The organism is Hymenobacter aerilatus (assembly GCF_022921095.1).
GTDB classification, from domain to species: Bacteria; Bacteroidota; Bacteroidia; order Cytophagales; family Hymenobacteraceae; genus Hymenobacter; species Hymenobacter aerilatus.
Genome location: NZ_CP095053.1, coordinates 2230046 through 2253133 on the forward strand (window position 1 = coordinate 2230046; position 23088 = coordinate 2253133).

Genomic DNA, 23088 nt, shown 5'->3' on the forward strand with positions numbered 1-23088 from the left:
GCTTAACTACAGCAGACTGTCAATTCCCACTTCAGGTTTACCAATTCATAATTTTTAATTCATACTTCATAATTAAGAAAAATGGCTACTACCGCAGACTTCCGCAACGGGCTCGTGCTGAACTACAACGGCGACCTGCACGTCATCACTGAATTTCAGCACGTGAAACCCGGTAAAGGACCGGCTTTCGTGCGTACCAAAATGCGCAATATTAAAACCGGCAAAACGCTTGACAACACCTTCAACGCCGGCGTGAAAGTGGAAACCGCCCGTGTGGAGCAGCGCCCGCATCAGTACCTATTTCAGGACGACTACGGCTACACTTTCATGGACAATGCTTCGTTTGAGCAGGTAGTACTGCCCGAGGCCATGGTGCCGTTTGCCGATTTGATGAAGGAAGGTCAGGAAGTAACCATCCTGTTCCACGCCGAAACGGAACAGCCCCTCACGGCTGAATTGCCCACTACCGTAGATTTGGTAGTAACTTACACCGAGCCCGGCCTGCGCGGTGATACGGCCACCAATACCCTCAAGCCCGCCACTGTAGAAACGGGCGCCCGCATCCAGGTACCTTTGTTTATTGATACTGATACCAAAATCCGCATCAAGACCAGCGACTACAGCTACGTCGAGCGGGTTAAGTAATTCTGCCAGCAACTCCACCCTACCGTGCCCATGAAAGCCAAAGAACTACAAGACCTTATCGACTTCATTGCCAAATCGGGGCTGAACAAGGTTAATATCGAAACCGAGGAGTTTAAAATCTCGGTGCAGCGCGAACCCAGCTATAAGCCTGTAATTAGCAGTGTAGCCCCTACTCCGGCCCCGGCCGTTGCGGCGGCACCTACCCCAGCAGCGCTACCGGCTGCGGCGGCCCCAGCCCCTACTACGCCTACCCCTGCTACACCGGAAGCAGCCCCCGCCGCGGGTAGCAACTACCAGTCGCTGAAAGCACCGATGATTGGCACCTTCTACCGTAGCAGCAGCCCCGAGGCACCCGTGTTCGTGCAGGTAGGCGACTTAGTAGAGAAAGGCCAGGTCATCTGCATCATCGAAGCCATGAAGCTGTTCAACGAGATTGAAGCCGAGCAAGCGGGCCGTGTGGTGAAGATTCTGGTTGATAATGCTACCCCCGTTGAGTACGATCAGCCGCTGTTCCTGATTGAGCCGATGTAATTTGTTGGGGTCTTAGGGTCTTGAGGACGTAGAGATTTTGGTTGTATTGCCAGCTCTACGTCCGCAAGGCCCTTTCTTTTTTCGCTAAGACCCCACGCTCCTAAGACTCCAAGACCCCACTCATGTTTAAGAAAATCCTCATTGCGAACCGGGGCGAAATTGCCCTGCGGATTATTCGCACCTGTAAGGAAATGGGTATCAAGACGGTAGCCGTGTACTCGACTGCTGATAAAGACAGCCTGCACGTGCGCTTCGCCGACGAGGCCGTGTGCATTGGGCCGCCTACCTCTTCGCTTTCTTACCTGAACATCCCGAGCCTGATTGCGGCCGCTGAAATCACTAATGCCGACGCCATTCACCCTGGCTACGGCTTTCTGTCGGAAAACGCGGAGTTTTCGCGCATCTGTCAGGAAAATGGTATCAAGTTCATCGGCGCTTCGCCCGAGATGATCAACCAAATGGGTGATAAGGCTTCGGCCAAAGCTACCATGATCAAGGCTGGGGTGCCATGCATTCCAGGCTCCGTGGGCCTGCTTGATTCGTTGGACCAAGGCAAGAAGGTAGCCGCCAAGATCAAGTATCCGGTTATTCTGAAAGCTACGGCCGGTGGCGGCGGGCGCGGTATGCGCATCATCAATTCGGAAGAAGAGTTTGAGAAAGCCTGGAACGACGCCCGCACGGAGGCCAAAGCAGCTTTCGGCAACGATGGCGTGTACCTGGAGAAATTCGTAGAGGAACCCCGCCACATCGAGATTCAGGTATGCGGCGACCAGTACGGCCACGTGTGCCACCTCTCGGAGCGCGACTGCTCCATCCAGCGTCGCCACCAGAAGCTGGTAGAGGAAGCTCCCTCCCCCTTCATGACCGATGACCTACGCGAGCGGATGGGCAAAGCAGCCATTGCCGGCGCTTCCGCCATTGGCTACGAAGGGGTAGGCACTATAGAGTTCCTGGTAGATAAAAACCGTGATTTCTACTTCATGGAGATGAACACCCGCATTCAGGTGGAGCATCCTGTGACCGAGGAAATCATCAACTACGACCTCATCAAAGAGCAGATCAAGGTAGCTGCCGGCATTTCGATTTCGGGAAATAACTACTACCCTCAGATGCACGCCATGGAGTGCCGCATCAACGCAGAGGACCCTACGAACGGCTTCCGCCCTTCGCCCGGCAAAATCACGACGCTGCACATTCCTGGCGGCCACGGCGTACGCGTGGATACGCACGTGTACGCGGGCTACACCATCCCGCCGAACTACGACTCGATGATTGCCAAGCTCATCACCACAGCCCAAACCCGGGAGGAATGCATCGTAAAGATGAAGCGCGCCCTCTCAGAATTTGTAGTGGAAGGCGTAAAAACGACCATCCCATTCCACCTGGCCCTGATGGACAACCAGAACTTCCGGGACGGTGACTTCACCACGAAGTTCCTGGAGTCGTCGTTCGATTTTTCGACGCTGTAAATCGTTCTGAAACGATATAGGAGATACAAAGAAGCGCTGGGAGTAGTCCCAGCGCTTCTTTGCATTTAATCTCAACTGTATTCTACTAGGAAACACAAATAGGGTTATAGGGACTCAATCCTCCACCTACCCGATTAACCTTGCGCGCCGCCTTCAATTTCCTGCACCAGCTCGCCATACCACGCCTCGCCGTATTTGCGAATAAGCGGCTCTTTCAGGAACTGGTACACACGCACACCTAGTTCGCCCCCAAAGGCACAGGCCGGGTTGCAAATGCCCCACCGATCGTAATTTAGTGCCTCAAAGTCTTCGTACTTGCTGATGCGGATGGGGTAGAGATGGCAGCTGATAGGCTTTTTGAACGTGGTGGCCCCGGCCAGATAGGCTTGCTCGATACCACATTTCAGGATGCCACGCTCGTCGTAAAGAGCATAGGCGCACTCCCGGTCGTTGATGGTAGTAGTGCTGAAGTCACCCTCCCAGTCTTTGATATAAAGTCCTTGCTGCTCAATAGCTTCCCTACCCTGCTCAGTAAGGTAGGGTTTGATGGCTTCGTATTCCTGCTCTAAAATGCGCAGTTCGTCTTCCTCCAGGGGGGCGCCCAGGTCGCCCTCTACGCAGCAGGCACCCTTGCAGGCTTCCAGGTTGCACACGAAAAAGTTGTCGCGTACGTCGTCGGAAATGACGGTATTCTGAATGATGATCATGGCGTAGGTTTCTGCTGAAGTTGGCAGCGGTAGAACAGTGCGCAAACAGCGCTTAGCGGCATGTTAGTACACGAAACAAAACGCAAAGATAACCATTCGGGCGTGTCTTTGAGCTTACAGCAGTTGCCGCAGAATATCTTCCGTCAGCGCGCATTGATGGTGATGCGAATAGGTACGCACGGCCACTTGTTGTGCTCTTAGGCCCATTTCTGCTGCCTGCGCTGGCTGTTGCAGACACCAGCCCACTGCCGTTAGCCACGCTTGTATATCACCTAGCGGGTAGAGCAGGCCCGTTTTGCCTTCCGTCAGAATTTCGGGGGTGCCGCCTGCGCGCGTGGCCACAATGGGCAGACCGGCGGCCATGGCCTCGATGGTTACCATACCGTAGGTTTCGTTGAGCGAGGCCACCAGAAATACATCAAGGGCGCGATATACCACTTGCGGTTGGTCTGTAAAATTGCGGATATGCACGTATGGCGTCAGCCCCAGCTCTGTAACTCGCTCTATCACGGCCGTACGGTAGGCACTGGCGGCTTGGTGGTTTTTGGTCGCTTCTCCTACCAATACCAAGTGCAATTCTTGGTCTGGAAAATGCTGCCGTAAATGGTAAAAGGCTTCCACTGCAAACTGTTGCCCTTTGCCTTCGTCGAAGCGTCCGACCAGGCCGAGCAGGTGACCTGTGGCTGGCAGTTGCAGCTGCTGCTTTGCCTGTTGCTGGGTAAGGCCCGGGTGCAGAAAACGGTCAAGCTCAATCCCGAGCGGTACCACATGCACGCGGCGCATATCCATGCGAGTCTTCTCACCTACCTGCCGGGCTAGGCCAGGTAGTGGGGCCAGCCAGGCATCTAGCGCCTGGTAGCGCAACGTGTGCAGCAAGTCGCGCTTCGACAGGCCCAACTGCATGTGTTGCTGATATACTAAACGCAGACGCGGCAGCAGCCACCGTTTGCAGAGCACGGCCAGCGGCAAATCTTGATTCTGCGTGACGATGAGCACGCGTGCACCCTGATGCTGTACTAGCGTGCGCAACCGCCAAGCTGCGGGAACATCCACGGCGCGCAGGGGGTTGGACAAGAAACAGGTAGTGATACCCTTCTGCTGGGCCTGCGCTGCCAGCGGCGACCCGGCCGATGCAATAAGCTGCACGGGCCAACCACGCCCGCGCAGCCAGTCCGCCAGCTTCACAGTATTGATTTCCAGGCCGCCCCAGCTAGCCGAAAGACACAGGATGGCTATCGGAAATTGAGCAGAAGGTAAGGTAGGACCAGTGGCAGACATAGGGCGGAAAGGCAACAGGGCGGGCGAAAAAGAACCGCAAAGGTACTTCGTTTCGTCTGCCGCTCGCAAAGCCGTATCTTTGCTAACACGCCAAAACGCTTAGCTTTTCGCATGGCCTTAGATTATCTTTCTTTACTAAACCCCTCGCAGGGCGCCGCGGTGATGCAGACCGAAGGCCCGTGCATGATTATCGCCGGTGCCGGTTCCGGCAAAACACGCGTACTCACCTACCGCATTGCCAACCTGCTCGAAAAAGGCGTCGACCCGTTCCACATTCTAGCTCTTACCTTCACTAACAAAGCGGCCCGCGAAATGCGCGCCCGCATTGAGAAGGTGGTAGGCCCCGAAGCCAAAAACCTGTGGATGGGCACCTTCCACAGCATCTTTGCCCGTATTCTGCGCTCCGAGGCTGATAAAATCGGTTTCCCACGCAGCTTTACCATCTACGATACACAGGACTCCAAGACGCTGGTTGGGCAGATTCTGAAGGAGCTGGAGCTGGATGACAAGCTCTACAAGCCGGGTATGGTGCTGGGACGCATTTCGGCTGCCAAAAATAAGTTGATTTCGGTGCAGCAGTACCTTAATGACCCGGTTATTCGGGCCGACGATGAGGCGGCGTTGCGACCCAAAATCGGAGTCATTTACCAGCAGTACCAGCAGCGCTGCTTCAAAGCTGGCGCCATGGACTTTGACGATCTGCTGTATCAGACCAACGTCCTGTTCAAAGACCACCCCGATGTGCTGAACAAGTACCAGAACATCTTCAAGTACGTGATGGTCGACGAGTATCAGGACACCAACTACTCGCAGTACCTCATCACGCGCAAGCTCGCAGCCAAAGACCGTAATATTTGCGTGGTAGGCGACGACGCGCAGAGCATCTATGCCTTCCGGGGCGCTGATATTCAGAACATTCTGAATTTTGAGAAGGACTACCCGGAGCTGCAGGTGTTTAAGCTGGAGCAGAACTACCGCTCTACTAAGAACATTGTGCGGGCGGCTAACTCCGTTATCAAGAACAACCAAGCGCAGCTGCGCAAGGACGTTTTCTCGGACAACGAGGAAGGCACGCTGATTGAGGTGCTCAAGGCCGCGTCCGACAACGAGGAGGGCAAGCTAGTGGCGCAGAGCATCTACGAGGACAAGATGAATCAGCATCTGTCTTACGATGACTTTGCTATCCTGTACCGCACCAACGCCCAGAGCCGCGCCATGGAAGAATCCTTGCGCAAGCTCAACATCAAATACAAGATTGTGGGCGGCCTGAGCTTCTACCAGCGCAAGGAAATCAAGGACCTAGTAGCCTACCTGCGCCTCACAGTGAATCCCAACGACGAGCAGGCCCTGCGCCGGGTAATTAACTACCCCAAGCGCGGCATCGGCGACACCACCATCAGCAAACTGATTTCGGCAGCCGACGAGTCCAACCACACGCTGTGGGAGGTAGTCAGCAACGCCGATCAGTTCCTACCCACCCGCGTGGCCAACCCGGTAGTGGACTTCGGCGAGAAGATCAAGAGCTATACCGTGGTGGCTGGTAAGGACGACGCTTTTGAGGCGGCTAAGTTCATTGCCAAAAACTCGGGTATGATTGAGGAACTGTATGCTGATAAGAGCATCGAGGGCCTGTCGCGCTACGAAAACATTCAGGAATTACTGAACGGCATCAAGGCCTTCGTAGAAGACCCTGAGCGCGAGGAAAAGTCGCTGAGTGCCTTTTTGCAGGATATTGCGCTGGTGACGGATGCCGACACCAAAGACGCGCAGAGCGAGGACGAGCAGGTAACACTGATGACCATTCACTCGGCTAAGGGCCTGGAGTTTCGCAACGTCTACATCGTGGGCATGGAAGAAAACCTGTTCCCGAGCCAGATGATGATAACCTCGCGGGCCGATCTAGAGGAGGAACGCCGCCTATTCTACGTGGCCATCACGCGGGCCGAGAAAAAGCTAACGCTCAGCTATGCTACCTCGCGCTATCAGTGGGGGAACCTGCGCAGCTGCGAGAAAAGCCGTTTCCTCGACGAAATCGACCCGCAGTTCGTCGACTTTAAGTTTGCTGCTACGCCGGCTGGGCCGGGCGCGGGCGACTCGCCGTTTGGGCACGTATTTGAGCGACGCTCTAACCTTGTGCCCCCGGCGCCACGTAAGACCGTAGCCACCAAGTACGTAGCGCCCTCCGATTTCAAGCCTTCTGATACCAGCAGCCTGCAAACCGGCCAGCGCGTAGAGCACCCCAAGTTTGGCTTCGGCACCGTGGCCAAGCTCGAAAAGCAGGATGGCACTACCAAAGCCACTATCAAGTTTGAGGAGGTGGGCGAAAAAACGCTGCTCCTGAGCTTTGCTAAGCTGCGGGTGCACTGAGGAAGTGTAGAGTTGAAAAACTCAACACTTCCCTACCCTGCCGTATATTTAACCACAAATTGCACTGAACCCGAGCAGGAAGCTCTTCCCTAGCGCACGGCAACTGTCGTGCGCTAGCGTGTTTCCTATCCTCCGGTTGCTTTTCTTTTCTCATGACCATTCCCGTTGAACATAATTTGCTGGTGCGCGAGTACGGCCAGAGCACCTATGAGCTGGTGCAGCAGCTGCGCACCATTGAGGACCGCGACGAGCGCACTCGTCGGGCCCAGCAACTGGTGCAGTTGATGCTGCGCTTGCAACCCGGCCTGCGCGAGCAGCAAGACGTGCAGCAGAAGCTCTGGAACCACCTCTACATCATGGCCGGCGAAGAGCTGGACGTAGACGCGCCCGTAACGATGCAGGGCACGCTCAATCAGGCGAAGCCCGCTCGGGTCCCCTACCCTACCAAGGCGCCCAAGCTCAAGACCTACGGCCGCGGGGTAGAGCTGATGATTGAGCAGGCATCGGCGCTGGAAGATCCGGCCGAGCGCGAGCAGGCGACCATCACCATCGGGCGCACCATGAAGTTTCTGTACCGCTCTTACAACAAGGAAAACGCCAAGGATGTGACCATCCTGAAGCACTTGAAGGAGCTATCGGGCGGTAAGCTCACGCTGGACCCAGCGCAGGTGGATGCGCAAAACCTGTTTGAGTTTACCACCAACGGCCGGCCAGTGCCCTTCATCGTGCCGCAGCCCCGCAGTGACCGCAACGACCGCAACGACCGGCGGGGCGTTAATAATCGCCGTGATAAACAGCGCGGCCGCAGCAAGAAAGGCCGTCAGGAACCTCAGCAACCTCCACAGTAATTTTTTGGGAAGCCAGAAGCTAAAGTGAGTAGCTGGAATTACGCAGAAATTTCAGTCCTGACTTTTAGCTTTTGGCTTCTAACCCCTACCTACTCTACCAAATGGCATCTTTTGAAGTAATCGGCGGTCAGCCCCTAAAGGGCGAAATCATTCCGCAGGGCGCTAAAAACGAGGCGCTCCAGATTTTGTGCGCCGTGCTGCTCACCGCCGAACCAGTTACCATCAGCAACATTCCCGATATCCGCGACGTGAACAAGCTCATCGAGCTACTGCGCGATATGGGGGTGAAGGTGGGCAAGATTGGCGTCGACACCTACGTATTTCAGGCCGACGACGTGCACCTGGACTACCTCGATACGGAGGCCTTTGTAACCCAGGGTAGGGCGCTGCGTGGCTCCGTGATGATCTTGGGGCCCATGTTGGCCCGCTTCGGCAAGTGCCAACTGCCCCGCCCCGGCGGCGATAAAATTGGCCGTCGTCCGTTGGATACGCACTTCGTAGGCCTCGAAAAGTTGGGCGGTAAGCTCACGCTGGAAGGCAATGACTTCTACCGCATCAGCACCGATGGCAAGCTGAAAGGCACCTATATGTTGCTGGATGAGGCTTCTGTAACGGGCACCGCCAACTTGGTGATGGCAGCCGTACTGGCCGAAGGCACTACCACCATCTACAACGCTGCCTGCGAGCCCTACCTTCAGCAGCTGTGCAAGATGCTGGTGCGTATGGGCGCCAAAATCAATGGTATCGGTTCCAACCTGCTCACCATTGAGGGCGTGGAAAGCCTCGGCGGTACTGAGCACCGTATGCTACCCGACATGATTGAAATCGGTTCGTTTATCGGCTTGGCTGCCATGACGGGTTCCGAAATTACCATCAAAAACTGCCAGATTGCAGAGCTGGGGCTAATTCCGGATACGTTCCGCAAGCTAGGTATTCAGTTAGAGTTTCGGGACGATGATATCCACATTCCGGCGCAGGAGCACTACGAAATCAATACCTACCTCGACGGTAGTATCCTCACCATCTCGGACCACACTTGGCCCGGACTCACGCCCGATTTGCTCAGCATCATCCTGGTAGTGGCTACCCAAGCAAAAGGCACCGTGCTCATTCACCAAAAAATGTTTGAGTCGCGCCTATTCTTTGTAGACAAGCTGATTGACATGGGCGCGCAGATTATCCTCTGCGACCCGCATCGCGCCACCGTAATTGGGCTGGATAAACGCACGCGCCTGCACGGCATCAGCATGACCTCGCCCGATATCCGGGCTGGGGTGGCATTGCTCATTGCGGCGCTATCGGCCGAAGGTCGTAGCGTGATTGATAACGTGGAGCAAATTGACCGCGGTTACCAAAACATCGACAAGCGCCTGACTGCGCTAGGCGCGCAGCTGCGGCGACTGTAAGCTTACGCTTTTCCCTGGTGCTCAAGCAGCCTCAGCTACTCCGGTGGCTGAGGCTGTTTTTTTGCGGCGCTGCATATGGCTTTTCTTACCAGATACGTTCCCTGATTACTATATACCACTAATTATATACAGACATGCGATACTTACTTTTCATAGCCGCCTTATGCATGGCTTGGGGATGCAGCCAGCAAGAACCTGCCAAGCAAGAAGCTGTAGCAGAACTAGCTAATGTGAGCGTGTCTGCTCCTTTAATGGCTCCAGCTGCCCCCTCTGCTTCCGAATACGAGGTCAATAGCATCGCCAGTGCTACCCTACCCACAGTAGAGGACAAGCAGCGGCAGATTGTCTACCATGCTGATATAATGCTAAAAGTTGACGACTTTCCTCAAACATCAACCCGTTTAGAAACCCTTCTGCGCCAGCAGCAAGGCGTTATCGAAGACTCGAAGGAAACACGGGAAGACGGGCAGTGGCAGCAGAGCGTACGCATCAGGATAACACCCGCGCGCTTCCAGGAGCTGCTGGCGGGCCTGCGGGGGTTGGGCACGGTAGAAGAGCGGCGCGTGTCTTCAGATGATGTGACAGCGCAGCATGCCGATGTAGCAGCCCGACTGGCAGCTAAGCGCAAGCTGGAGCAGCGCTACCTAGCTCTTCTGACGCAGGCCAGGAAAGTATCCGAGATGCTGGAAATAGAGGAGAAAATGGGAGCAGTGCGCGAAGATATAGAAGCCACTGAGAGCCAGCTTAAAACCCTCGATAACAAGATTGCCTACGCCACCATCTACCTGCGCTACTATCAGCCCCTACCCCTCGCCACCCCTGATCAGCCAGTTCTTTCTTTCGGCAGCCGCATAGTAGATGCTTTCTATAGCGGTTGGGTACTACTTACAGACGTTGCGTTGGGTGTGGTGTCTATTTGGCCTTTCCTGTTAGTGGCGCTCGGACTTTTCTTTTTCATTAGAAGCTGGCGCCGGCGCCGTCACTACACACAACAGCCCTGATTGCAGCGAGGCAACCAGGGCTGTAGCAACTTCTAGAAAGGCCGAACGTTAATCAACCACTCGGTCGACAACAGTCGTTACTAATGACAGCACAATGCTGAACAACAAGGCCGAGAAGAAGCCACTGATTTCAAAACCGCTCAGCAGGTAGCTGGCCAACATCACAATCAGGGCATTGATAACCAGCAGAAACAGACCCAGCGTGATGATGGTGATGGGTAGGCCGATAAGCTGTAGAACCGGTTTCACAAAGGCGTTAAGTAAAGCCAGCACAATCACCAGCCAAATGGCCGAGCCAAAGCCGTCGATGTGCGCGCCGGGTAAAAAGTTAGCCAATACGTACGTGAGTACGGCTGTCAACAAGAGTTTGAGTATGAATCCCATGATTGGAGAGAAATTGGGGGAGAGAAAAAAGACCAGCTTGCAACCGCAAGCTGGTCTCTTCATACGCAAACATAGCATTAGCGTTCGGCTATATAGGCTATTCGGCTTTACGCGCTTTCAGGCGGCCCTGCGAAACGGCCATCCAGTTGCACAGGTTGTAGAGCAGGCGGGCACCCACAATGGCGTTCCACTCGGTGTCGCCGGGCGCCACCTCGTTTAGGTCAAAGCCAATGATTTCGCGACCCGAACGCACAATCTGTCGCACCAGGTATAGCGCTTCCTCAAACTCTAGGCCGCCTGGAACCGGCGTACCGGTGCCGGGGCACAGCTTGGGGTCTAGCCCATCTATATCGAAGCTGATGTATACTTTTTGCGGGAGCTGCGCAATGATTTTACCGCACTGCTTCTTCCACGATTTCTTGGCGTACATCTCATCGCGCAGGAAACGGTGGTGAAACATCACCACGCGTCCCCCCGACTGATCGATGGTTTCGGCCTCTTGTTGGCACAAGTCGCGAATGCCTACCTGCACCAGCTTCTTCACCTGTGGTAGTTGCAGGGCATTGTGCATAATGGAAGCATGTGAGTAGGTGAAACCCTCATACGCCGGGCGCAGGTCGCAGTGCGCGTCAATTTGCAGAATACCGAACTCTTGGTGACGGTCGGCCAGGGCGTGCAGGTAGCCCAGCGGCGTGCTATGGTCGCCGCCCAATACCACCACGGCTTTGCCGGCGTCGAGGTAGGCACCGGTTTTCTCCTTCAGCCATGTAAGTAATTGCTCGCCGCGCTGGCTGATGGCGCCGGCAGTATCGGCGAAACGTGTGGCCTCGGCCTCGGGCTGTCCTGCCTCCAGCCAACCAATGTAGCTAGCAGCCTGTTCGCGCAGGGTACGGCTTTCCTGTGCCCAGTGCTCGTCTACCTCTTCCATGGCCAAACCCAGGCGCCAGGCATCCGGAATGTCTGGGTCGTAGAGGTCCACTTGCAAGGAGGCGTCGCGGATGGCCTCAGGTGCTTCGGCTGTGCCGGCGCGGTAGGAAACTGTGACTTCCCACGGCACGGGCACAATCACCATTTGCGCCTCCTCCACCGTGAAGGGTAGGCCGTACACACCGCCGGCCGTGTCGCCAAGGGCATTGGGGTCAAAATTGGCCAGCTTTTGTTCCAGCGAAGAATCAGCGGAATATTCCATGAAAAAGCAGTAAAAGAAAAGTAAAAAAGAAAACGCCGGCTACTATTTGGCTGAGTACACGGGTAATCAACCAAACAATAGCCGGCGCGAAAATACGACGCCCAGAACGGACTTACGCCGGAGCCTGCCCGCCCATAAAGTTATAGGTGCGGATAATTTCCAACATTTTCGCAAACGTTGCGCGGTCGAAGAAAATCATTAGGGGTAGCTCTACAGAATTGTCTTTGTCGGAAAACTGGGTGATGACCGAAAAAATCAGCGGCTGTACCATGGGCCGGTTGGTCATCAGATTATTGAGCGAATCAGCAATGTTGCCGCGCGGCGCTACGGGCGGCGCCCCGTAGATATTCGACTTCAGGATGTTGGCTAGCTGCGTTACCAGCGCCCCCGTAATGATGTTGCTGATTTCCAGCAACAACGACTCCTGCATGGCGTCTATCTTGATGCTGTCGCTCACGTTCATGCGCAGGCACACCTTGGAAAGCCGCTGCACGTGCTGCCCCGAAAAGAACATGAGCGTAGTGCCGTTGAAGTCGCCCTTGATATCAGATTGAATGATGACGTGCGTACCCTCGTACTCGTGCACACGCCCCAGGATATTGCTACCCGGCACCAGGTCCAGGTTGGGCACTTCCAGCAGCACCCGCTCCTGCGCAATCACCGCGAAGGAGTCAGCTGCCCGAGCCAGGCCAATGTTCAGAATCTCGCGGATGATGTCCCGCTCCAGTTCTGTCATGTGCAAATCCATAGGAATGTATTAATTAAGCGGCTTTTCTCAACGGCTGAGATTGGCCGGTGTCTGCAAGTACGTGTTTTAGGGTCGCTTGGCTAAAAAAAGTCGGGTGAGGGCTGGCACATCCAGCACCAGGCACACCTGGCCACTACCTAGCAGCGTCACTCCCCCAAATAAATCAATAGTATCAAGCGGTTTACTCATGGGCTTGATCACGATGCTTTGCTGGCGCAAAAACCGGTCGATAATCAGGCCCAGTTTACGGTTGTTGTAGTTAACGATGATGATGTCCTGCCTACCCTGCAATTCGTTGCGGTTGGCGGATGGTAGGGGGCCGTCGCCGTTGTGCAACAGGCGGCGCAGGTCCACCACGGGCACGTTTTCGTCCTGCACTTCGGCCAGCAGCAAGCCACCTACCACATGCAGGTCTTCTGGTTGCAGCGACACCACCGAGTCGGTGTGCATGAGGGGGATGGCGTAGCTACGGGCGTCCAATTCGAAAAGCAGGGCGCCCTTCACGGCAATGGAGGTAGGCAGCACCAGCGTGAATGTGGTGCCTTTGCCCAGGGTAGAGCTCACGCGCAACTGTCCGCCCAGCGAATCAATAGCCAGCTTCACTACGTCCAGCCCTACCCCCCGGCCCGAAATATCGGTGATTTCCTTGGCCATGGAGAAGCCAGGCTCAAACAGAAAAGCGCGCACAGCATCATCGTCGAGCTGCTTAGCAGCCTCGGCACCTATTAGGCCGCGCTCTACGGCCTTGCGGCGCACGTTTTCTACATTGATACCAGCCCCGTCGTCGGATACTTGAATCAGCACATTGTCGCGCTCAGTTTGGGCAGCCAGCGTCAGGCGGCCTTGGGCGGGCTTGCCGGCCTGTTCGCGCACGGCTGGTGCCTCTATCCCGTGCCCAATGGCGTTGCGAACTAGGTGCAGCAGCGAGTCAGTGATGATTTGCAGGATGTTACGGTCGATCTGTATATCCTGCCCGTCTACTTCCAGCGCAATGTCTTTTTTCTCGGCAGTGGCTACGTCGCGCACCACCCGCGGAAACTTGTTGAATAGCGAGCCTACATTTACTAGGCGCACGTCCATGATGCTGTACTGCAACTCGTCGGAGATGCGGAACAGATGCGCGGCAGTAGCTTGCAACGCCGGACTGTCGCTTTCTTTGCTTAGTGTCAGGATCCGGTCACGGTCGATGATCAGCTCGCCTACCAAGTTCATCAGGTGGTCGAGCTTTTTGATCTGGATGTACACTAGGTCCGACAGCTCTAGCTTGCGGCTGGCATCTTCGTCGTCGGCTTCTACCTGCTCTTCCAGGATGGGCTCTTCCCCATTCACCAGCCGGTCGAGGTTGGCCATGAGCGTGTCGGCGGAGGGCAGCTCGGTGCCGGCACCTACTGCCCGAATCATCTCACCAATGGTGTCTACCCCCGTAAACAGCACGGGTACCACGTTGCCCTCAAACGTGCGCTCTTTCTCGCGAATGAGCCCAAAAATGGTTTCCATGCGGTGCGCTACCTCGCTGATGGCCGGGTAGCCCATGGCGCGGGCGTTGGCCTTCAGGTTGTGCATCAGGCGAAACAGCTCGTTGAGTGCCGCGGCATCGGCCGGGTTCCGCTCCAGCTCGCTAATATGGCGGCTCATAGCGTCGTAGTACTCGAGCGCCTCCACCATAAATATTTCGCGGTATTCTTCTTCTCTCGATTTCATAGCTGTTCAGCGTGAGAAAAAGAAGAAACCAAACGTCGTCCGGGCCGGGCCTGCAACGCAAATTGGTTGATATAGTCCGCTATATCCCTCAACAGCAATTCTTTGTCGGCGCAACCGGCGTGCAGTGCGGCTTGAGGCATGGCGGTTACGGCAGCATCGCGCTGTACCACTACCCGTCCCCCGTGCTGCCTAATGGCGCGGGCGCCCTCAGTCCCGTCATTTCCCAACCCACTGAGGATAACCCCTAACGTAGGTCGGCCTGTAGTTTGTACCACAGATTGCATCAGCAGATCAATGGACGGCATAGTGCTGTTTGGGTTGGACTCCGCTACAAAATTGGTTTGCCAGCTAATCCAAGGCGAACCTGTACCACGTCTGATGCTGGTGTTGCCACCACCAGGCACCACAATGATTTTGCCTGCAGTCAACGAAGTACCGGTTTCGCCGCTCACCACGGGCAGCGAGGTCACGCGGTGCAAACGGTCGACTAATGTTTGCGTGAAAAGGGCGGGTAAATGCACCGCGACCAGTATGGCGCAGTTGGAAGGAAGCAATTGACTCACTACTTTCTCTACAGCCGCCGAGCCCCCTGTAGAGCCTCCCAGCACCACAATACCGGTAGGCAGGGAGGTAGGCTGCCTTGCTATAGGCAGGACTTGCGGAGCCGGGCCTGCCTGCAACACAACCGCACGCAGCTGTTGTAGCAAGCGCAACCGCCAGCGGACATAAGCCGGACTGTCTTGTGGTACCCAAGGTCCAAAATAGTCGTGTACGTTCCACCGGGTTGCCTGCCGCAGGCGGGCACCACCCAATGAGAAGGAGCTGTATAGCACCACCGGTACCGGATGTATCTGCGCCAGCTCGGCCAGCTCCATCATGCCGCTTTCGTCGGCAATTACCAGATCTACCCGGTACTGCCGGGCTATAGCCGCAACTGTTCCTCGCGCTGGTTGCACCGGCACCACCTGCCACGCTGGCTCGCTGCCCAACAGGCGCACCAACTCTGCCCGCACCAGCGGCGGCAGATTGCCAATCAGGACAGAAATGGAGGTGGAAAAATTGGACACGAACAAGGTACTACACGTGGCGGCCCATCTGGCCGCGCACAAAGAGAATAAGCTTAGGCTTCGCTGGAACCGCTGGTTTGCAGGGCGCTACCTACTATTTCCAGCACTTTCTCCTCCGAGAAGGGCTTCACGATATAGGCCGTAGCGCCGCTTTCCAAGGCTTCGTTCACGATTACCTCTTGCCCCACGGCGCTGCACATTACCACTTTCACATCGGGTTGGTCTTCGCGAATACCCTTGAGCACGTCGAGGCCCGTGTTATCGGGTAGAATCACATCCAGGGTAATGAGGTCGGGCCGGGTAGCGGCGGCCATTTCCAGGGCCTGCTGCCCGTTTGCGGCTTCGCCTACCACTTCGTAGCCCGCGTCGGAGAGCATATTCTTGAGCATTGTGCGCATGTAGAAGGAGTCGTCCACAATAAGAATGCGGTTTTTCATACGAAAAGGGTGCAGTAGTCTGAGTTTGAAAAGAGGAAGCAGAGGAGCTAAGACGCCCCGGCCTTTGTACGTAGGGAAACAGGCGAAGATTAGCTTTTTGCAGGCAGCTGCATGATTTCAGCAGGTGTCAGCAGTTTTAGCATGTCCAGCACCACAATGATGCGACCGTTTACCTTGGCAATGCCCTCAATGTATTTGTCGTGAATGTTGATGTCCTGAATGAATTCTGGTGCTTTCTCAATAATGGACGCCGGAATAGACAGCGGCTGCGGTACCTCACGCACCACAATCCCGATGGTGTATTCTTTGCCCTCAATGGCCATTGTGTAGCTGACGGCTGGCATTTCTGCGCCGGCCGAGCGTAGCTGAAACCGCTCCTCCAAGTCGATGATAGTGATAATATCACCTCGTAGGTTGGCAATGCCCTTCACAAAGTCCGGCGTTTTGGGCATTCGCGCAATTTCTGGCGTCAGCGTCACTTCCTTCACCTGCTCAATCCGAATCCCGTAGTCTTCGTCACCCAGGCGAAATACGATCAGCTGAATCAGCGGCTCCTGCTTGGTATTCTTCTTGTCGTTGGTGGCGTTATCGGTGTCTGCCATGCAGCATCATGCTTACGGGTGCGGAGGGTAGGCTGGTCTGTGCGCAAACCAGCTTACCTCCTACCCTGCTGGAGTATTTATTTCGTCCGGGCCTTGCGTGTAGCTTTCGCCGCGGTTGCTTTCGGCTTGGGGTCCTTACCGTCGTCCGATGGCTTCTCGGGGCGGACTTTAGCGCGAGCCGGTTTCTTTTGCTCGTTGCTGTTCTCTACTGGTTCGGTAGGAGCAGTTGGGGCAGCACTACGCCGGGAGGGAGATGCTGCCGGAGCCGGCCGCGGTGCGGTTACCTGTGGCCGTGCTACAACGCCGTTGGTCGATGAGGCCGATGCAGCGGCGGCGGCTTGCTGGCGGCGGCGTAGTCCCAACCGCCGCTGGGGCTCTGGTTCCGGCTCTGGTTCGGGCTCGGGTTCCTCATCTTCCATCAGCAGGAAGGCGGCCAACCCGTCTTGCAGGTCATCGGCAATATCAGTCAGGTTCTGGCTGGATGTCGTTAGCTCCTGCATGGAGGTAGAAAGCTGCTTGGCCGTGCTGGCTACCTGCTGGGTGCCCGAGGCCGTTTGCTCGGCAATGGCTACCACCTCCTCCACGTACTTCACCACATCACCGATAGAGGCTTTCTGCACTTCGGTAGCTGTGAGGATGTCGCGGGAAGTACGCAGGGTTTCGCCGCTGCTGGTGGCAATGTTTTTAAAGGCGGCGCTGGCCTCGAAGGTGGCATTTTTGCCCTTCATCACGCGGCCTTCCATGGTCGAAATAGCCGCGGCAGCCGTCGTGGTGTCTTTCTTTACGTCATCTACCAGCGTGCCGATTTCGTTGGCCGAGCGACGCGAACTTTCTGCCAGCTTGCGAATTTCCTCGGCTACCACTGCAAAGCCGCGGCCAGCCTCACCGGCACGGGCAGCCTCAATGGCTGCATTCAACGCCAGTAGGTTGGTTTGGGCAGCAATATCGGTGATAACGCCCAGCGACGTGCTGATTTGTTGCGAGCGAGTGCTCAGGACTTCGATGGTGCGCGAGGTTTGGGTAGCGGCGCTGGAAATCTCTTCCATGTTTTTCACCACTTCCGCCACCGTTTTCAGACCCAATTGCGAAGTTTGCTCCCCCAGAATAGCGGCCTTAATACCCACGTCGGCTTTGCCGGCGGTTTCTTTGGTGGCCTGCATGATTTCCTCGATCAGCTTAAAGGCCTGATCGGTTTTCAGGGCTTGGTTCTGCGCACCTTCGGCCATTTGCTGCATGGCCAAGGCTACATCTACCGTCACGCGGCTCATTTCTTGGCCTTTCATGGCCATTTCGCCCGATGACTGCCCAACCACCTGCGCCGAGTCGTTGATTTCACCTAGCAGCTCGTTCAGATTTTCCACGGCTAGGTTCAAAGCGCTCGACATGGCTTCAATATCCCCGGCAGTGGGTACTTCCACGTGCTGGGTCAGGTCGCCTTCGGAGATGCCCCGCACCACGCGGCTCACTTCCAGTACCGGCGAAGCAATAGACTCTAGCAGGTCATTGAGGGTATCGACCAGTTCTTTCCAAGAGCCGCTCACGCCGCCTACAGTGGCCCGCTCCGTCAGCTTGCCCTCTACCCCCGCTACCTTGGCTACACGGCTTACTTCCACGGCCAAGCGGTTCAGATCGGCCACCATGCGGTTGATGGTGTCGGCCAGTTCTGCTACTTCGCCTTTGGCATCCAGCTCCAGGCTCTGCGTCAGGTCGCCCTGCGATACGGCCGTTACTACCTTTACCAGCCCACGCACTTGCGTAGTCAGGTTAGCCGCCATCGTGTTCACGTTGTCGGTGAGGTCCTTCCATACACCGCTCACGCCGGGCACGCTGGCCTGGCCACCTAGGCGGCCTTCGGTGCCTACCTCCTGCGCTACGCGCGTTACCTCGCCCGCAAAGATGTTCAGCGAGTCTACCATGCGGTTCAGGTTTTCCTTCAGCTGAAGCAGCTCACCTTTCACGTCCACCGTCACTTTCTGGCTCAAATCTCCCCGGGCTACGGCGGTGGCCACGTTGGCAATGTCGCGCACCTGACTCGTCAGGTTCGAGGCCATCGTGTTCACATTGTCGGTCAGCTCCTTCCATGTGCCGGCCACGTTCGGTACTACAGCCTGCCCGCCCAGAATGCCCTCGGTGCCTACCTCGCGCGATACGCGCGTTACTTCGCCCGCAAACACGTTCAACGAGTCCACCATCTGGTCGAGAATGTCCTTCAGCTCCAGAATCTCACCCCGCACATTCACTGTCATTTTCTGGCTCAGGTCGCCGCGCGCCACAGCCGTAGCCACGTTGGCAATGTCACGCACCTGACTCGTCAGGTTCGAAGCCATCGTGTTCACGTTGTCGGTCAGCTCTTTCCACGTGCCGCTCACGTTCGGCACTACGGCCTGTCCGCCGAGCTTGCCCTCGGTGCCTACCTCGCGCGATACGCGCGTTACTTCGTCGCCAAACGTGTTCAGCGAGTCCACCATCTGGTTCAGAATGTCCTTCAACTCCAGGATTTCTCCTTTTACATCAACGGTCATTTTCTGCGACAAATCACCCCGTGCTACGGCAGTAGCTACGTTGGCAATGTCACGCACCTGACTCGTCAGGTTCGAGGCCATCGTGTTCACGTTGTCGGTCAGTTCTTTCCACGTGCCGCTCACGTTCGGCACCACGGCCTGTCCGCCGAGCTTGCCCTCGGTGCCTACCTCCCGCGACACGCGCGTTACCTCATCGCCAAATGTATTCAGCGAGTCCACCATCTGGTTCAGGATGTCCTTCAGCTCCAGAATCTCGCCCTTCACGTTCACCGTCATCTTTTGGCTTAGGTCGCCGCGGGCTACGGCGGTGGCCACGTTGGCAATGTCGCGCACCTGACTGGTCAGGTTGGCGGCCATATTATTTACGTTATCAGTGAGGTCCTTCCACACGCCAGCCACGCCGGGCACGCTGGCTTGGCCGCCCAGGCGACCTTCGGTGCCTACTTCCTGCGCCACGCGCGTTACCTCGCCCGCAAACAGGTTCAGCGAGTCCACCATCTGATTGAGGTTCTGCTTGAGCTGATACAGCTCACCCTTCACATCGACGGTGATTTTCTGGCTCAAGTCGCCTTTGGCTACGGCAGTGGCCACGTTGGCAATGTCGCGCACCTGACTGGTCAGGTTCGAAGCCATCGTGTTCACGTTGTCGGTGAGGTCTTTCCACACACCACCCACGTTCGGCACGTTGGCTTGGCCGCCCAAGCGACCTTCGGTGCCTACCTCCTGCGCCACGCGCGTTACCTCGCCCGCAAATACGTTGAGGTTATCGATGGTTTTGTTGATGGTTTCAGCCATCAGCTTGAAGTCGCCCGACACCGGAATCTGGAACGTTTCGTCCAGATTGCCTTTCGAAATGTTCTTCAGAACCTTGCCTACCTCCAACACCGGCACGGCAATGCTGTCTACCAGCCCGTTGATGTTGTTGATCATGTCGCGCCAGAAGCCGGAGGCATTCTCGGCCGAGGCGCGGGCTTTTAGGTTACCTTCTACCCCCGCTACCTTGGAAATGCGCGACACCTCGCCCCCTACCCCGCCAATCATCTCCACCATGGAGTTATAGGCCTCGGCAATGTCGGCGAAGATGTCGTTGTTCTGCTTGGTGAGCCGCACCGAGATGTCGCCTTTCTTAAAGGCATCAAGAGCATAGAGCACCCGATTAAGCTGATCGTCGATGTAGGCGGCTTCCTGGGCGCTGGTGGCTTGGCGTTGCAAGCCGCGGGTCTGACCTACGCGTCGGGTCAGACCCGCGGCCTTCTTTTCATCAGCGGGCTTCACCGGCTGGTAGGACTCCGGCGCGGACGGAGCAGGGGTAGTCGTCGGTTGGTTATTCTTACCTGATGCCATATAATACGAGATGGGCGGGCTGAAAGCAGTCGATAAATCCTATCATTCTGCGCGAGCACGACGGTTTTACCTGACTGGCAAAGGTAGCAAATACGCCGTTGGGGCGCATGCGCTTTTTTTTGGGAACGGCTTTTGTCAAAATAGGCAAAGGCTGAACTACTTATACTGCTCAAACTGTATTCACGAGTGCTACCCTACCCAAATGCGGACGTCGGCCAGCACGGTACATGACGGGTCACACCGGATTATTCCAGCATCTTTGCCCCAAAATCAACTTTTCCCGCGCCCGCCCCGTTTTTTAGTTGATACCCACCCCCACCTCCAGCACTCCGCCCCCGGGCTTTCTTCCTATGATCAAAAATCTAGTTATTGTTGAGTCTCCTGCCAAGGCAAAGACTATAGAAGGATACTTAGGCAAGGATTTCATTGTGAAATCCAGTTTTGGCCACGTCCGGGACTTACCGAAGGATAACAACGCTATTGATATTGCCAATGGCTTTAAGCCTACCTACGTCGTTTCGCCGGACAAGCGCGAGTTGATTTCGGAGTTGAAGAAACTGTCGAAAGAAGCCGAAACGGTGTGGCTAGCCAGTGACGACGACCGCGAGGGCGAGGCCATTTCGTGGCACCTGGCCGAAACGCTGAACCTTACGAACGCAAAAACCCGCCGCATCGTATTTCGCGAGATTACCAAAAACGCGATTCTCAATGCCATCGACTCGCCCCGCGAAATCGACCTGAACTTGGTGAATGCTCAGCAAGCCCGCCGCGTACTCGATCGGCTGGTAGGCTTTGAGTTGAGCCCGGTGCTGTGGAAGAAAATTAAGGCCGGGCTGTCGGCCGGACGGGTACAGTCGGTGGCGGTGCGGTTGGTGGTAGAGCGGGAGCGGGAGATTCAGCAGTTCAGCGTGTCGTCGGCCTACCGCGTGGTGGCCCGTTTTGATGCTGGTCAAGGTGCCGTGCTGGAAGCCGAGCTGCCTACCCGCTTCAAAACCCGCGAGGAGGCCGATGCCTTCCTGACGCGTTGCGTGGGTGCTGCATACACCATTGAGAACTTAGAGAAGAAGCCTGGCAAACGTTCACCGGCGCCGCCTTTCACTACCTCTACTTTGCAGCAGGAAGCATCGCGCAAGCTGGGCTTCTCGGTGGCTCAGACGATGAGCGTAGCACAAAAACTGTATGAGGCCGGCAAGATCAGCTACATGCGTACGGACTCTGTGAACCTATCGGTGGAAGCACTGGCCGGAGCTCAGGCTGAAATCACGCGGGCCTACGGCGCAGAGTACGCGTTTCAGCGTCATTTCAAAACCAAATCGGCTTCGGCCCAGGAAGCCCACGAAGCCATCCGCCCTACCGATTTCTCACTGGCGAAGGCGGGTAGCGACTCGGCCGAGCAGCGCCTCTATGATCTGATTCGGAAACGCGCTATGGCCTCGCAAATGGCCGATGCGCAGATTGAGCGTACAGTCGCCACCATCGGCATCAGCACCCAGCCGGGCACCACGCTCACGGCTACGGGCGAAGTGATTACGTTTGAGGGTTTCCTAAAAGCCTATGCCGAAAGCAAAGACGACGATGATACTGACGCTGATGCGGAGTCGTCGTTTTCGCGCGGCCTACCCCCCCTCACGGTAGGGCAGCGCCTACCCTTGCAGCTGTTGCGAGCCACCGAGCGGTTTTCGCAGCCACCAGCGCGCTACACAGAAGCTTCGCTGGTGAAGAAGCTGGAAGAAATGGGCATTGGGCGCCCATCTACCTATGCGCCTACCATCTCTACCATTCAGAAGCGGGGCTATGCCGAAAAGGACTCCCGCGAGGGCAAGGAGCGCAAGTTTCATGTGCTGACGCTGGACGGCGACGCGGTGAAAACAGAGGTGAAAACCGAAACCTACGGCGCCGACAAAGCCAAGCTGTTTCCGACAGATACAGCCATGATTGTCAACGACTTCCTGGTGGATCACTTCCCCGTGATTGTGGATTATAAGTTCACGGCCAAGGTGGAGGACGAATTCGACCAGATTGCCAACGGCCTGGAGCAGTGGGAGAAGATGATTGGCGACTTCTACGGCACTTTCCACGAAACCGTAGAGCGCGGGCAAGACATTGAGCGCAGCTCGTTGGGCTCTACCCGCGAGCTGGGCACTCACCCCGAAACCGGGCAGAAGATTACGGCGCGCTTGGGTCGCTTTGGACCCTACGTGCAGATTGAGCCGCGGGAAGGCGCGCCCGAAGATGAGAAGCCGGTATATGCCAGCCTGCGCAAGGGACAGTTCATTGAAAACCTGACAGTTGACGAAGCGCTGGAGCTCTTTAAACTGCCACGCATTGTGGGGCAGTACGAAGACAAGGACATGACCGCCGCCGTGGGTCGCTTCGGTCCGTATATTCGCCACAACAGCAAGTTCTACTCCCTAAGCAAAACGCAGGACCCACTTTCCATCAGTGCTGATGAGGCCATTGCACTGATTGAAGCCAAGCGCAAAGCCGACGCCGAACGCCTGATTAAGGAGTTTCCGGAAAATCCGGAGGTGCAGGTGCTCAATGGTCGATTCGGACCATATATTGTGGTAGGCAAGAAAAACGTGAAGATTCCGAAGGGGGAAGAACCCGCTGAGCTTACCCTGGAGCGTTGCCTGGAGCTAGCCGCCGCTACCCCTGACAAACCGGCCAAAGGAGGTCGCTTCGGCAAGAAAGCCGCACCAGCTGCTGATGTAGCCGAAACCGCCGACAAGCCCGCCAAGAAAGCTGCTACGGCAAAGAAGCCGGCAGCTAAAAAGGCTACGGCGAAGAAGGCGACAGGTGCTACTGCCAAAAAATCGGCCGCAAAAGCAAAATAAGCTTC

General features: G+C 56.2%; 18 protein-coding genes. 8 read left to right on the forward strand and 10 right to left on the reverse strand.

The window, feature by feature from the left end; all coding sequences use genetic code 11:
- The first annotated feature begins 81 nt into the window (after window positions 1-81).
- The 3 genes from efp to accC all read left to right on the forward strand — a co-directional run bounded on the left by efp (window position 82) and on the right by accC (window position 2645).
- On the forward strand, window positions 82-645 hold the full coding sequence (gene efp / locus MUN82_RS09630) for an elongation factor P (RefSeq protein WP_187317753.1): 564 nt from the start codon (window positions 82-84) through the stop codon (window positions 643-645).
- Between the two features lie 30 nt (window positions 646-675).
- Entirely contained in the window at window positions 676-1176 is a 501-nt protein-coding gene (gene accB, locus MUN82_RS09635; RefSeq protein WP_245097012.1) for an acetyl-CoA carboxylase biotin carboxyl carrier protein, read from the forward strand.
- Between the two features lie 122 nt (window positions 1177-1298).
- On the forward strand, window positions 1299-2645 hold the full coding sequence (accC, locus tag MUN82_RS09640) for an acetyl-CoA carboxylase biotin carboxylase subunit (RefSeq protein WP_245097014.1): 1347 nt from the start codon (window positions 1299-1301) through the stop codon (window positions 2643-2645).
- A 134-nt stretch (window positions 2646-2779) separates the two neighbouring features.
- Here the strand turns inward: accC and MUN82_RS09645 are convergent, their stop codons facing one another.
- Window positions 2780-3352: a DUF3109 family protein gene (locus MUN82_RS09645; protein ID WP_245097549.1), complete on the reverse strand. Its 573-nt coding sequence runs from the start codon at window positions 3350-3352 to the stop codon at window positions 2780-2782.
- Between the two features lie 114 nt (window positions 3353-3466).
- Entirely contained in the window at window positions 3467-4630 is a 1164-nt protein-coding gene (locus MUN82_RS09650) for a glycosyltransferase family 4 protein (RefSeq protein WP_245097016.1), read from the reverse strand.
- A 111-nt stretch (window positions 4631-4741) separates the two neighbouring features.
- On the opposite strand from MUN82_RS09650, the gene MUN82_RS09655 reads away from it, so the two are divergent.
- From MUN82_RS09655 to MUN82_RS09670, 4 genes are all read left to right on the forward strand, one after another.
- Window positions 4742-6997 carry an ATP-dependent helicase gene (locus tag MUN82_RS09655; protein ID WP_245097018.1) on the forward strand — a complete coding sequence of 752 codons (2256 nt, stop codon included), beginning with the start codon at window positions 4742-4744 and terminating at the stop codon, window positions 6995-6997.
- Window positions 6998-7149: 152 nt separating this feature from the next.
- Window positions 7150-7845, forward strand: a complete 696-nt coding sequence (locus MUN82_RS09660; RefSeq protein ID WP_245097020.1) for a DUF4290 domain-containing protein — start codon at window positions 7150-7152, stop codon at window positions 7843-7845.
- A 101-nt stretch (window positions 7846-7946) separates the two neighbouring features.
- Window positions 7947-9251, forward strand: coding sequence for a UDP-N-acetylglucosamine 1-carboxyvinyltransferase (gene murA, locus MUN82_RS09665; RefSeq protein WP_245097022.1), 1305 nt, complete (start codon window positions 7947-7949; stop codon window positions 9249-9251).
- A 236-nt stretch (window positions 9252-9487) separates the two neighbouring features.
- Window positions 9488-10252, forward strand: a complete 765-nt coding sequence (locus tag MUN82_RS09670; protein ID WP_245097024.1) for a DUF4349 domain-containing protein — start codon at window positions 9488-9490, stop codon at window positions 10250-10252.
- A 48-nt stretch (window positions 10253-10300) separates the two neighbouring features.
- On the opposite strand, the gene MUN82_RS09675 is transcribed toward MUN82_RS09670, so the two are convergent.
- The 8 genes from MUN82_RS09675 to MUN82_RS09710 all read right to left on the reverse strand — a co-directional run bounded on the left by MUN82_RS09675 (window position 10301) and on the right by MUN82_RS09710 (window position 20246).
- Window positions 10301-10636: a phage holin family protein gene (locus MUN82_RS09675; RefSeq protein ID WP_245097025.1), complete on the reverse strand. Its 336-nt coding sequence runs from the start codon at window positions 10634-10636 to the stop codon at window positions 10301-10303.
- A 97-nt stretch (window positions 10637-10733) separates the two neighbouring features.
- Window positions 10734-11825: an agmatinase gene (gene speB / locus MUN82_RS09680; RefSeq protein WP_245097027.1), complete on the reverse strand. Its 1092-nt coding sequence runs from the start codon at window positions 11823-11825 to the stop codon at window positions 10734-10736.
- A 112-nt stretch (window positions 11826-11937) separates the two neighbouring features.
- A complete protein-coding gene (locus tag MUN82_RS09685; protein WP_245097029.1) occupies window positions 11938-12573 on the reverse strand; it encodes a chemotaxis protein CheC in 636 nt (211 codons plus the stop codon).
- Window positions 12574-12639: 66 nt separating this feature from the next.
- On the reverse strand, window positions 12640-14274 hold the full coding sequence (locus tag MUN82_RS09690) for a chemotaxis protein CheA (RefSeq protein ID WP_245097031.1): 1635 nt from the start codon (window positions 14272-14274) through the stop codon (window positions 12640-12642).
- A complete protein-coding gene (locus MUN82_RS09695) occupies window positions 14271-15341 on the reverse strand; it encodes a chemotaxis protein CheB (RefSeq protein ID WP_245097033.1) in 1071 nt (356 codons plus the stop codon). The genes MUN82_RS09690 and MUN82_RS09695 overlap by 4 nt, the downstream gene beginning before the upstream one ends.
- Window positions 15342-15394: 53 nt before the next feature.
- The gene (locus tag MUN82_RS09700; protein WP_245097035.1) at window positions 15395-15778 is read right to left on the reverse strand and encodes a response regulator; all 384 of its coding nucleotides are present in this window, start codon (window positions 15776-15778) and stop codon (window positions 15395-15397) included.
- 89 nt (window positions 15779-15867) lie between these two features.
- The gene (locus tag MUN82_RS09705; protein ID WP_245097037.1) at window positions 15868-16380 is read right to left on the reverse strand and encodes a chemotaxis protein CheW; all 513 of its coding nucleotides are present in this window, start codon (window positions 16378-16380) and stop codon (window positions 15868-15870) included.
- 77 nt (window positions 16381-16457) lie between these two features.
- Window positions 16458-20246: a HAMP domain-containing protein gene (locus tag MUN82_RS09710; protein ID WP_245097038.1), complete on the reverse strand. Its 3789-nt coding sequence runs from the start codon at window positions 20244-20246 to the stop codon at window positions 16458-16460.
- 350 nt (window positions 20247-20596) lie between these two features.
- On the opposite strand from MUN82_RS09710, the gene topA reads away from it, so the two are divergent.
- On the forward strand, window positions 20597-23083 hold the full coding sequence (gene topA, locus MUN82_RS09715) for a type I DNA topoisomerase (RefSeq protein ID WP_245097040.1): 2487 nt from the start codon (window positions 20597-20599) through the stop codon (window positions 23081-23083).
- The last annotated feature ends 5 nt before the right edge of the window (window positions 23084-23088 follow it).

Coding starts and splice junctions, on each gene's coding strand:
- efp (WP_187317753.1), top strand. CDS start 82: ATGGCTACTACCGCAGACTTCCGCAACGGGCTCGTGCTGAACTACAAC.
- accB (WP_245097012.1), top strand. CDS start 676: ATGAAAGCCAAAGAACTACAAGACCTTATCGACTTCATTGCCAAATCG.
- accC (WP_245097014.1), top strand. CDS start 1,299: ATGTTTAAGAAAATCCTCATTGCGAACCGGGGCGAAATTGCCCTGCGG.
- MUN82_RS09645 (WP_245097549.1), bottom strand. CDS start 3,352: ATGATCATCATTCAGAATACCGTCATTTCCGACGACGTACGCGACAAC.
- MUN82_RS09650 (WP_245097016.1), bottom strand. CDS start 4,630: ATGTCTGCCACTGGTCCTACCTTACCTTCTGCTCAATTTCCGATAGCC.
- MUN82_RS09655 (WP_245097018.1), top strand. CDS start 4,742: ATGGCCTTAGATTATCTTTCTTTACTAAACCCCTCGCAGGGCGCCGCG.
- MUN82_RS09660 (WP_245097020.1), top strand. CDS start 7,150: ATGACCATTCCCGTTGAACATAATTTGCTGGTGCGCGAGTACGGCCAG.
- murA (WP_245097022.1), top strand. CDS start 7,947: ATGGCATCTTTTGAAGTAATCGGCGGTCAGCCCCTAAAGGGCGAAATC.
- MUN82_RS09675 (WP_245097025.1), bottom strand. CDS start 10,636: ATGGGATTCATACTCAAACTCTTGTTGACAGCCGTACTCACGTACGTA.
- speB (WP_245097027.1), bottom strand. CDS start 11,825: ATGGAATATTCCGCTGATTCTTCGCTGGAACAAAAGCTGGCCAATTTT.
- MUN82_RS09685 (WP_245097029.1), bottom strand. CDS start 12,573: ATGGATTTGCACATGACAGAACTGGAGCGGGACATCATCCGCGAGATT.
- MUN82_RS09690 (WP_245097031.1), bottom strand. CDS start 14,274: ATGAAATCGAGAGAAGAAGAATACCGCGAAATATTTATGGTGGAGGCG.
- MUN82_RS09700 (WP_245097035.1), bottom strand. CDS start 15,778: ATGAAAAACCGCATTCTTATTGTGGACGACTCCTTCTACATGCGCACA.
- MUN82_RS09705 (WP_245097037.1), bottom strand. CDS start 16,380: ATGGCAGACACCGATAACGCCACCAACGACAAGAAGAATACCAAGCAG.
- MUN82_RS09710 (WP_245097038.1), bottom strand. CDS start 20,246: ATGGCATCAGGTAAGAATAACCAACCGACGACTACCCCTGCTCCGTCC.
- topA (WP_245097040.1), top strand. CDS start 20,597: ATGATCAAAAATCTAGTTATTGTTGAGTCTCCTGCCAAGGCAAAGACT.